Annotated in this window: 9 protein-coding genes; 6 read left to right on the forward strand and 3 right to left on the reverse strand. The window is 72.4% G+C overall.

What is annotated here, in order from left to right; all coding sequences use genetic code 11:
• Positions 1–3 precede the first annotated feature (3 nt).
• Together VGO10_RS14910 and VGO10_RS14915 are read left to right on the forward strand one after the other, a co-directional pair.
• Complete coding sequence (locus VGO10_RS14910; RefSeq protein WP_327469698.1) at positions 4–864, forward strand: heavy metal-binding domain-containing protein; 861 nt, start codon at positions 4–6, stop codon at positions 862–864.
• Positions 865–942: 78 nt separating this feature from the next.
• A complete protein-coding gene (locus tag VGO10_RS14915; protein ID WP_327469700.1) occupies positions 943–1,848 on the forward strand; it encodes a sugar phosphate isomerase/epimerase in 906 nt (301 codons plus the stop codon).
• A 296-nt stretch (positions 1,849–2,144) separates the two neighbouring features.
• Here the strand turns inward: VGO10_RS14915 and VGO10_RS14920 are convergent, their stop codons facing one another.
• Entirely contained in the window at positions 2,145–2,618 is a 474-nt protein-coding gene (locus VGO10_RS14920; protein WP_327469702.1) for a hypothetical protein, read from the reverse strand.
• A gap of 87 nt (positions 2,619–2,705) precedes the next feature.
• Between VGO10_RS14920 and aroF the strand changes: the two genes are divergently transcribed.
• The 4 genes from aroF (at position 2,706) to VGO10_RS14940 (ending at position 8,018) form a co-directional block, all read left to right on the forward strand.
• Positions 2,706–3,734: a 3-deoxy-7-phosphoheptulonate synthase gene (gene aroF / locus VGO10_RS14925; RefSeq protein WP_327469704.1), complete on the forward strand. Its 1,029-nt coding sequence runs from the start codon at positions 2,706–2,708 to the stop codon at positions 3,732–3,734.
• 119 nt (positions 3,735–3,853) lie between these two features.
• Positions 3,854–6,172 carry a glycosyltransferase gene (locus VGO10_RS14930; protein ID WP_327469705.1) on the forward strand — a complete coding sequence of 773 codons (2,319 nt, stop codon included), beginning with the start codon at positions 3,854–3,856 and terminating at the stop codon, positions 6,170–6,172.
• On the forward strand, positions 6,162–7,310 hold the full coding sequence (locus tag VGO10_RS14935; protein WP_327469706.1) for a glycosyltransferase: 1,149 nt from the start codon (positions 6,162–6,164) through the stop codon (positions 7,308–7,310). The genes VGO10_RS14930 and VGO10_RS14935 overlap by 11 nt, the downstream gene beginning before the upstream one ends.
• A gap of 3 nt (positions 7,311–7,313) precedes the next feature.
• Entirely contained in the window at positions 7,314–8,018 is a 705-nt protein-coding gene (locus VGO10_RS14940; protein WP_327469707.1) for a DUF2334 domain-containing protein, read from the forward strand.
• 137 nt (positions 8,019–8,155) lie between these two features.
• Here the strand turns inward: VGO10_RS14940 and VGO10_RS14945 are convergent, their stop codons facing one another.
• Positions 8,156–8,791, reverse strand: coding sequence for a hypothetical protein (locus VGO10_RS14945; RefSeq protein WP_327469709.1), 636 nt, complete (start codon positions 8,789–8,791; stop codon positions 8,156–8,158).
• Positions 8,792–8,929: 138 nt separating this feature from the next.
• The gene (locus VGO10_RS14950; RefSeq protein WP_327469710.1) at positions 8,930–10,360 is read right to left on the reverse strand and encodes an alkaline phosphatase family protein; all 1,431 of its coding nucleotides are present in this window, start codon (positions 10,358–10,360) and stop codon (positions 8,930–8,932) included.
• Positions 10,361–10,462 lie beyond the last annotated feature (102 nt).

Here is a 10,462-nt window from a genome sequence, read left to right on the forward strand (position 1 = left end):
CCGATGGCCGACGACGAGCAGCAGCAGGAGGAGTACGACCCCACGAGCGTCGCCGGCATCCCGGAGGCCGGCCGCGAGCGGCTGGCGCGGATGCGCGACAAGAGCCTGTTCACCAGCGACCTGTCGGTCAACGAGTTCCTGCTCGTGCGGGCCGCGGGCTTCGAGCCGCTGGGCCTGGTCGTCGGCTCGTCGATCTACCACATCGGCTTCCAGGCGGGCGCGTGGAGCAAGAACCAGGAGATGGACGTCCTGACCCAGGCGATGTACCACGCCCGCGAGCTGGCGATGACGCGCATGGAGGAAGAGGCCGAGCAGCTCGGCGCCGACGGGATCGTCGCGGTGCGCCTCGACGTGAGCCGCCGCGAGTGGGGCAATGACCTCGCGGAGTTCGTCGCGATCGGCACCGCCGTGCGCCACCGCGAAGGAGTGCTGCACCGCGCGCCCAGCGGCCGCCCGTTCACCAGCGACCTCAGCGGGCAGGACTTCTACACCCTGCTCTCGGCGGGCTACCGGCCGGTCAGCATGGTGATGGGCACCTGCGTCTACCACGTGGCCCACCAGGGGCTAGGCAGCTGGATGAAGCGCGTGGGCCGCAACGTCGAGATGCCGAACTTCACCCAGGCGCTCTACGACGCCCGTGAGCTGGCGATGGAGCGGATGCAGGCCGAGGCCGAGGCGGCCGAAGCCGAGGGCATCGTCGGCGTTCAGCTGGTCGAGGGCAACCACGGGTGGAGCTCGCACGTGTTGGAGTACTTCGCGGTCGGGACCGCGGTCGTCCCGACGTCCGAGACCCACGAGATCCCCGCGCCGTCGCTGGTCCTCAACCTCAACGACACGCGCCAGAGCGGGTTCCGCGGGTTCTAACTCGGACAGCGCGTGTTCACGGGCTGTTCACGGTTGCATCACTGAGCGGTCACAAGGCCGTCCCGGAGCAAGGGCACCATGATGGTCGTGACGATCGAGCTCGGCACCCGCCTCGGCCTCAACGTCCATCGCGATCAGTGGCCCACGGCCCCGCTCCTCGACTCCTATGAGTCGTCGGGGTTCTCGTGGGTGCAGGTCCACACCCCGCCGCGCCCCATGCTCGCCGATCGGGAGCGCTGCCGCAGCCACGCACGTGCGCTGCGCGCGGCTCTCGCGCCTCACGGCTTGCGGTTGCTCCTTCACGGTCCCGACGATCTCAGCGTCGGGACCCTCGAGCACGACCGGGCCTTCGACGGGTTGATGGACTACGCGGCGGAGGCAGGTGCGGAGCTCGTCGTCTACCACGGCCTGGCGTTCCCGGTGGGGGACTCGGCCCCCGCCGGCCTGCGCGCCGCGGCCGAAGAGCAGTCGCTGCAGCGCTTCAGCGCGCGAGCTGAAGCGCTCGGGCTGACGATCGCCATCGAGAACCTCGCCCCGGTCTATCCGACACCAGCGCCGCCGCGGATCTGCCACGACCCGCTCGCGGTGCGCGACCTCGTCCGCCGGCTCGCCTCGCCCGCGATGGGGATGCTGCTCGACGTCGGCCACGCCCACCTCAGCGCGAACCTGCGCGGCGAGAGCGCCGAGCGTGCCGTCCGGGCGGTGCTCGACGACGTGGTGCTCTTCCACGTGCACGACAACCTTGGCGCTCGGCGCCACGACCTCGGGGCACCCGGGGTCGACCCGCTCAAGCTCGATCTCCACCTGCCGCCCGGTGCGGGCTGCCTGCCCTGGGATCGCCTCGGCCCGCTGCTGGCCGACCACCACGCACCCCTCATGCTCGAGGTGGAGCGCTCCCACGGTGTGGCGCCGGCGGCGCTGGCCACCGGCGCCGCCGCGCTGCTGCGACGCGCGGTGGCGCCGGGCGTGCCGGTCGCGGCCTAGCGCGGCTCAGGCTGCGTTGGCATTCCGCTCGGGCGTTGGTTGCAAGACGCCCCGGACCGAAGTTCGGGGCCGAATCGTGGATGCGGGTCGCCTGGGCCCCGCGTGTGGGGGCCGCAGCGACCCGGATCTCGACAGGTCCGTGGTTCGGCATCGAATCGCCCACGCGCGCTGCCGCGAGGCCAAGCCACACCAGCCACAGTTGCGCTACCGCCAGCGCTTCTCGCCCTCGGTGCCGACAACCACGCAGCGCACCACAACCAACGCCGCGAACTGAGCGCCAGTGACGCCCGCCCGCGCTAATCCTCCACTGGCACCGGCTCGTCGAAGATCGCCGCGATGCGGTCCAGCGCGGCCTGCTCGAGCGGGCTGATCTCCTTGCCGCCGATGCCGAGGAAGCCGCCCTCCTTGTGGGCGCGGGCGACGGCCTCGGCCAACCCGTACACGAACCGCTTGTAGGCCACCACCTCGTCATCGGTGGCCACGCGCTCCAGGATCCGCAACGCGCGCCGCAGCTCGGCCGGCACGACCTGCTGGAGATCCTCCGGCGTCTTGGGCGCGTTGGCGGGCGTCATCGACGGCGGCGTCGCGAGGATCGCCGCGAGCAGCTCGCCCGGCTCTTGTGAGCGGGCGGCCGCGTAGGACTGCGACATCGCCAGGGACTCGCGCACGGAGCCGCCGCGGTCAGCGGCGATCACGAGCGTTCCGGCGAGCACGGGCGCGGTCGTGACCACGGCCCACTCGTCGGCGTTGAACTGCGCCCTCGTCGTCATGGACGGGATGGTAGGCAAGCATCCCGCCGGAGCGGCTTGGGATGGGGTAGCCGCGGACGCTGCCGATGTGGCACCGTTGCGGGCCACATGCTCGTCATCTTCCATCCCGACGCCACCTCCGCCGAGATCGACGCCGTCACCGAGCGGATTCTGGCGACCGGCGCTGGGGCCCAACGCGTCATCGGGGCAGAGCAGACGGTCATCGGCGTCATCGACGCCGACCGCGACCACATCACCAGCCTCGAGCTCGATGCCGACCCCGGCGTCGACCGCGTCGTCCCGGTCTCCTCGCCCTACAAGCTCGCCCACAAGCATCGCCACGGCGACCAAGCCCATGCGGTTGATGTCGCGGGCGTCGCCTTCGGTGGTCCGGACGCCGCCTTCCGGCTCATTCTCGGCCCGTGCGCGGTCGAGTCGGCCGACCAGACGCTGACCGCCGCGCGCGCCTGCGCCGACGCGGGCGCCGACCTCCTGCGTGGCGGCGCCTTCAAGCCGCGGACCAGCCCCTATGCCTTCCAAGGGCTCGGCCTCGAGGGCCTGAAGATCCTCGCCGACGCACGTGCCGAGACCGGCCTGCCGATCGTCACCGAGCTCACCGACCTGCGCGACGTCGAGACCGTCGTGCAGTACGCCGACTGCATTCAGATCGGCGCACGCAACATGCAGCACTTCCCGCTGCTCACCGAGATCGGCCGCGCCGGCCTGCCGGTGCTGCTCAAGCGCGGCATGGGCGCCTCGATCGACGACTTCCTGCTCGCCGCCGAGTACATCCTGACTGAGGGCAACCAGAGCGTGATCCTCTGCGAGCGCGGGATCCACGCCAAGGCGACGCCCGCCCGCTCCTGCCTCGACCTGGCCGCGGTCACCGTGCTCAAGGAGCACACCCACCTGCCGGTGATCGTCGACCCGTCGCACGCCGCCGGCCGGCGCGCGCTGGTCGAGCCGCTGGCGCTGGCCGCGGCCGCCTGTGGTGCCGACGGCTTGATCGTCGAGTGCCACCCGGACCCGCGCAACGCGCGCTGCGACGGGCCCCAGGCGATCACGCTCGACGCGCTGCCCGGGTTCGTCGCGCGGGTGCGCGCCGTCGCCGGCGTGGCCACCGGCGCGCTCGCCTAGCTGCTTGCCGGATTGGCATAGGTCTTGCTGTCCGACGGCTGACCGGGTTCACGCCGCGGTCACATGATCTTGGCGGAGCGTTCACAGAAAGCCGCTGTGAGCAGGCGAATCTTGTGGTCATGCGAGCCGACCTGCATTGCCATTCGACCGCATCGCAGCGCTCAAAGCTCGGCGTCCAGCGCGCATTGGGATTGCCCGAATGCGCGACGCCGCCCCAGGAGGTCCTCGAGCTCGCGCTGGCGCGCGGCATGGACTTCGTGACGATCACCGATCACGACACGATCGACGGCGTCCTGGAGATCGCCGACGACCCGCGCGTCTTCATCTCGGTGGAGTTGACCTGCTGGTTTCGCGAGGAGCCGCAGGCGGTCCATGTGCTGTGCCTTGGCATCACGCCGGCGCAGTTCGCCGACCTGCAGGCCATCAGCAACTGCGTGGAGTCGGTCGCCGAGCACCTGCACGAGCACGACATCACCTGTGCGCTGGCGCACCCCTTCTACGCCGTCGAGGCCCCGCTGACGCCGCGCCACCGCCGCCGGCTCGCGCAGCTCTTCGGCGCGTGGGAGGTGCGCAACGGCGCGCGGGCCAAGGAGCTGAACTTGCCGGCGTTCGTCTACGTCGAGACGCACGGTGGCACCGGCGTCGGTGGCTCGGATGACCACGCGGGGGTCGACATCGGCCGTACGTGGACCGAGACGCCGCGCGCCGAAACGCCTGAGGAGTTCCTGTCGCACATCCGCGCGGGCCGCGCCCACGCGGCCGGCGACCACGGCAGCGCGGCCAAGTGGGCGCACGCCGCGATGGCGCTGGCGGTCCGCTCGCTGGACCGCGGTGGCGCCGAGGACCGGCTGGACCCGGCGACCGTCCTGCGGATGGTCGAGCGGGTCATGAGCGAGGGCGACGCGCGCCGCGGTGCGATGAGCGCCGACCTCGCGCCTCAAGATGCCCGCGCGCTGCTGCGCGCCTGGCTCGACGCGGTCGAGTTGGGGCACTTGGACTCGGCCGACCTGCTGGCCGCGATGCAGGACGACGAGTTTCGCCACCGCGACCTCTTCCGCCGGGCGCGGCGCGCGCACGAGCGCAAGCTCGCTCGTGCGGTCGACGACATCGTCGCGGGCGTCGGCACGCACGGCGCGGCAGGCCTGGCCGCCGGCGCCACGCAGCTCTTCGACGCGTGCGTCGCGGCGATCCCCTACGCGCCCGCCGCGGCCTTCCTGGGCAAGGAGAAGTCCAAGCTCGCGGGTCGTGAAGACGAGCCGCGCCGCGTCGCGCTGGTCGCCGACGGCGTCGGCGGGATGCACGGCGTGACGCACACGCTGCAAGAGCTGCGCCACCGCGGGGTGCCGGGCTTCGAGGTCGAGGTCGTCTCGACCGACCTGATCGCCGACCGTCGCCTGGGCGCGGTCGCCGAGGTCGAGATCCCGTTCTACGCAGGGTTGAAGATCGGCGTGCCGTCGCTGCCGACGATCGTCGAGGCGCTGGCCGAGGGCCGTTACGACCTCGTCCACCTCTGCACGCCCGGGCCCGCCGGCGTGGCTGCGCTGCTGACCGCGCGGGTCATGGACCTGCCGGTGCTCGGCAGCTACCACACCGAGCTGGCCGCCTACGCGGGGCTGCGCTCGGCCGACCCCACGCTCGAGGCCGTCGCCCAGGGCGCGATGGCGATGTTCTACTCGCAGTGCTCGGTCGTGCTCTCGCCGAGCGACGCGAGCGACACGGTGCTCGGCACGCTGGGCATCCCCGCCGACCGCGTCGGGCGCTGGGACCGCGGCGTCGATCTCGCGCGTTTCTCACCGAACCGTCGCGTGCCCGGCATGTTCGGCGACGGCATCAACGTGCTCTACGCCGGGCGGCTGACGCGGGAGAAGGGCGCCGACCTGCTGGCCGACGCCTTCCTGGAGGCGCGCGAGCGCGACCCGCGCCTGCACCTCGTCCTGGCCGGCGGCGGTCCCGAGGAGGAGGTGCTGCGCGACCGTCTCGGCGAGCACGCGACGTTCTTGGGGTGGTTGGAAGGTGACGCGCTGGCCGACGCCTACGCGAGCGCCGACCTCTTCCTCTTCGCCAGCCGGACGGACACCTTCGGGCAGGTGCTGCTCGAGGCGCAGGCGTCCGGCCTGCCGGTCGTCGCGGTCGCCGAAGGCGGCCCGTGCTCGATCGTCGCCGACGGCGCCACGGGGCTGCTGTGCTCCGCCGACGCGACGGCGCTGGCCGACGCGGTCGTCGCGCTGGCCGCCGATCCGGACGAGCGGGCGCGGCTGGCGGGCGCGGCGCGCCACGCGGTGGCCGACCGGACATGGGAGCGGGCGCTGGAGCGGCTGGCTGACGGTTACCGCCGCGCCTTGGGCGATGGGGTGGCCGAGGCGAGCGGCGAAACCGCGCCCGCCGGCGCTGCCTCTGGGACCGGTCGCACTGCCGCGGAGGCCGGCCGTGCCGCCTGAGCTGGCGCTGCTGAAGACCGTCCCCGCCCACCCGGCCAAGCGCGCCCGGCTGCGCGCCGTGCCCGTCGTCCCGCTGCGGGTTGCCGACATCGCGCTCTTCTATGGCGAGCGCTCCGGCGGCATCCGGACCTATCTCGATGCCAAGGCCGAGCACGCGGTCCGCACGGGGGAGATCGAGCACCACGTGCTCATCCCCGGTGCCAAGGAGCGCCACGAGCACGGCCGCCACGAGCTGCCGTCGCTGCGCGTCGTCGCGGCCAACGGCTATCGCGTCCCGCTCGGCGCCGGCGCGTTGAAGGAGACGCTGCGGGCGCTGCGCCCCGACGTCGTCCTGCTCCACGACCCGTTCTGGTGGCCGGTCGATGTCATGGCCTGCGCGCGCGAGATCGGCGCCCGCACCGTCGCCGTGCACCACGGCACGAGCAACCTGGAGGCCGCGGCGCTGCCCGGCCCGTCGCGCGTCTACGCGCCGCTGCTGCGCCGCTGGCTGCGGCGCTCGGGCCGCCATGTGGACGCGGTGATGTCCAACGTCGACACGATGGCCGACTTCGGCCGGCTGGCCACGATGCCGCTGCGCCTCGGCGTCCACGAGACGTTCCGCCCGCGGCCCGACGTGCGCCGCGGCGAGCATGTGCTGTATGTCGGTCGACTGTCGCGGGAGAAGGGTGTCCTGGAGCTCTTGGAGGCCGCCGCGCGCAGCGAGGATCGGTGGCCGTTGCGGTTCGTCGGCAGCGGCCCGCTGGAGGAGACACTGCGCACACGCGCCCGCAGGTTGGGGTTGTCGGCGCGCGTGAGCTTCCGGCCGCACGCGCGTGATCGCGTCCGGCTCGCCCACCGCTACGCCGGCGCCCGCTGCGTGCTGATGCCCGGCGAGCACGAGACCTTCGGGCTCGTGGCGCTGGAGGCCGCGGCCTGCGGCACGCCGGTCGCCGCATGCTCGACGGCTCCGGCGCTGCACGCGATCGGCGCGCTCGGCCACGGCTTCGTCCCGGGCGACTCCGACGACCTGGACCGCGCGATCGCCGCGGCTCGTGCGTCGGTGCCGGACATCCAGGAGGCCGCGATGATCGGCTGGCGCTACGGCTGGCAGCGCGTCTTGCGCGCCGAGACCGCCTCGCTGCGGGATCTGGTGGGCTGAGCCATGGTGCGACGCGGCGCCGGGATCATCGCCGTGTCGCTGCACGACGTCGAGCCCGCGACCTTCGAGCGCTGCGCGCTGATCCGCGACTGGCTCGACGACCTCGGCGTCGACCGCGTCACGCTGCTGGTCATCCCGGCACCCGACCTGCATCCGTTCCACGACCGCCGGCCCGATCTCGCTGAATGGCTCGAGGAGCGCTCGCGCGCCGGCGACGCCGTCGCCCAGCACGGCTTCCAGCATCGCCAGCTGCGCAGCGGCCGTGGCCGCCGACGCGGCGAGTTCGTCGGCCTCGACGGTGACGAGACCCGCCGCGCCGTCCTCGCCGGCCGTCGCGTGCTCAAGCTCGCCGGCGTGCAGCCCCGCGGCTTCGTCGCGCCCGGCTACGCCTACACCAACGCGCTGCGCGAGACGCTGGCCACGACCTTCGACTGGTGGGCCGGCATCGGGCGCCTGCACCGTGCCGACCGCACCTCGACCCGCGCGCCCGCGCTGACGCTCGGCACCTCCAGCGCCGTCAAGCGCTGGACCTCGCCGGCCGTCGTCCGCCTCGGCGCCCGCATGTCGGGCGACCTCCTGCGGCTCGATCTCCATCCGGCCGACCTCGACCACACCCGCTGTGTCGGCGCGGTCGAGAGCGTCCTGCGTGGCGCGCGCCATCGCAGCGCGGTCACCTACGACCAGCTCGCAGGCGCCACTTCCCACTGAGCCAACGGCGTCGAGGGACGATTGAATCTCGTACAGCGAGATTGCATCGTCCCTCGACGCATGCCCCAACGACGAGCGCCGGCCCAGGACTTGCGTCCCAGGACCGGCGCTCGGTGGTACCGCCGGCGGAGGAACGTCTAACTGATCGGCGCGACGTCGCCCGTGGTCGACTCGGTCGTGTCGGCCGGGATGCGGGTCTTGCCGTTGCGCGAGGACTTCGGGCAGCCACGCGGCCGGCCGAGGTCAAACGGGCCGGCGATGTACTGCGCGGCCTTGCCGGCGGTGACGGTTGCGAACGTCACGAGCAGCAGCGGGTCGACGCGGGGCTCCGTGCAGACGTCGCCGTCGATCGTGAACGTTGACGTGATCGGATGCCAGCTGCCGACGTCGGCGCCGGTGCAGTTGACGCCCCAGCCCGGCTGCTCGCCGGCGCAGGAGAACGCGTCGGTCGCCAGGACCTCCTTGGTGGCCGGATCGGTGCCGAAGACCTCGGTCTCGAAGCCGGTCGCCGCCTTGTCGGGCATCACGGAGTATCCGGTGATTGGCTGCGAGCACGCGAACGTGTAGGACACGACGCCCGAGTCAGGATCGTCCGGGTCCGCCTTGCCCTTGTCGATGTGCCCCTTGCAGAGCGTGTTGTTGGGGTTCTGGTCAGCGACCGAGGTCGGTGCCGAGTGATTCAGCGCGACGGCGGCGGCGATGGTGGCGGCGAGCACCACCAGCGTGATGCCCAGTCGCGACCGCAGGCGCGAGACGGCGACGTTCAACTTCAAGACCTCCGTGTACAGGTTGGGCGGTCAGCCCGGGAAATCAGAGCGACCGAGGTAGTGCGCGCCATCCTCGGGTCCACCGGTGTCCGCGGTGTGACCGCGAGGTTGCGCGGGCGTGAACGATTGGTGAACGACGACCGTTCAACCGGCGTCTGAAGCCGGCGACCAGGCGCCGTAGACCTTGGGACCGAAGGGCTTCAGCTTGGTGTCCTTGGCGTAGCCGATCGGGTCCAGCCCGAAGAGTCCCTCGATGGAGGCCAGCAGCGAGAACGGGTCATACGGTGCGCCGATCGTGCCATCTGCGGTGACATACGGGGAGAGCAGCAGCGCGCCGACGCGGCCGCCGCCGGCTTCGACATCGGTGGGGGCGCCGGCGTCGAAGGTCACGACGACCAGGCCGCCGTCGGCATAGGCCTTGGAGTTGAGGATCGCCGGGAGCGTCGCCTGCAGCCACGCGTCGGCGTCGGCCAGCGAGGTCGAGCCGTCGTGCGCCGGCCCGGGCAGGATGTAGGAGAACGCCGGTGCCGAGTCGGGGTCGGCGGCATCGGGGCCGATGCGGTCCAGCTCGGCGATCGAGCTGCCGCACTCGGCGGCGCCGGTGATCGAGGCGAAGCGCAGGAACGGGTTGCGCGGCTGCTGCTCGGGCGGCCGCAGGCAGGGGTTTTCGCCGGGGTTGAGGCCCGCGGTCGCGCCCTCGATGTAGGCCTTCCACGTCCGTCCGGCGCCCGTGAGCTGGTCGGCGAGCGTCGTGGTCTTGTCGTCGAACGGGCCGAGCGCGTCCTTCTGGCCGCCCAGCAGCGCGACGCCGCTGGCCGACGGATCGTGACCGGCCGCGTGGTACCAGGACAGGAGCGTGCCCTTGGCTCGCAGCTCGGTGGAGAGGTACGGAGCGGCGCCGGCCGTCGCGCCGAACGTCTCGTCGTAGGAGTGGCCGGTGAGCGCGACGACCCAAACGTGCTTGACGGGCGGGAGCTTGGGGGCGGGCGTGGTCGTTGAGCTGTCGGTCGTGCCGTCGCCGGTGGTCGAGGTGTCGTCGGTCGCGCCGCTGCCGTTCGAGCTGTCATCGGTCGACGAGCTGTCGGTCGTGCCGCTGTCGTTCGATGATGTGTCATCGCTCGTGTCGGTCGACGTGTCGTCGAGCCCGGGATCGACGCTCGAGGAGGTGTCATCGAGCGCCGTGCTGTCGCCTTCGTCAGCGGGCGGCTGCGGCGTGGTCACCGCCGGAGGGGGCGCGGGAATCGCGGCCGGCAGAACCGGCGCCGCCGCGAGGATCGCCACGTTCGCCCGCCCGCCTGCGTCAGCCGTTGTGGCACCCGGCCCGGCGGCGTGGCCGACGACCACGCCGAAGGCCAGCACGCCAAGCACCAGCGCGGCGGCGATCCGCGGCGTCGGCAGCCCTGGGCCGACCCCATCATCATGCTCGGTGCGCGCGCTGTCGGCCACCGGCGCACCGGCGGCGGAGCCGACGACCATGGTCTTCCAGTCAAGCCGCGGCGCGCCGTTGCGCTCGCCGCACTCCAGGCAGTAGCGCTGGTCGGCGGCCAGGGGGGATCCACAGGTGCGGCACGGCATCGAGGGCGCCAGTCTCGCCCTCGCGCGCGGGCCCCATGTGAACGCCTTGTGACGCTGCCAACCCGGCAGATCCGGCGTTCACAGGTCGTTCACGAGAAAGGC

The organism is Baekduia sp. (assembly GCF_035996765.1).
Lineage (GTDB): Bacteria > Actinomycetota > Thermoleophilia > Solirubrobacterales > Solirubrobacteraceae > Baekduia.

Coding starts and splice junctions, on each gene's coding strand:
- VGO10_RS14950 (WP_327469710.1), bottom strand. CDS start 10,360: ATGCCGTGCCGCACCTGTGGATCCCCCCTGGCCGCCGACCAGCGCTAC.
- VGO10_RS14915 (WP_327469700.1), top strand. CDS start 943: ATGATGGTCGTGACGATCGAGCTCGGCACCCGCCTCGGCCTCAACGTC.
- VGO10_RS14920 (WP_327469702.1), bottom strand. CDS start 2,618: ATGACGACGAGGGCGCAGTTCAACGCCGACGAGTGGGCCGTGGTCACG.
- VGO10_RS14910 (WP_327469698.1), top strand. CDS start 4: ATGGCCGACGACGAGCAGCAGCAGGAGGAGTACGACCCCACGAGCGTC.
- VGO10_RS14930 (WP_327469705.1), top strand. CDS start 3,854: ATGCGAGCCGACCTGCATTGCCATTCGACCGCATCGCAGCGCTCAAAG.
- aroF (WP_327469704.1), top strand. CDS start 2,706: ATGCTCGTCATCTTCCATCCCGACGCCACCTCCGCCGAGATCGACGCC.
- VGO10_RS14940 (WP_327469707.1), top strand. CDS start 7,314: ATGGTGCGACGCGGCGCCGGGATCATCGCCGTGTCGCTGCACGACGTC.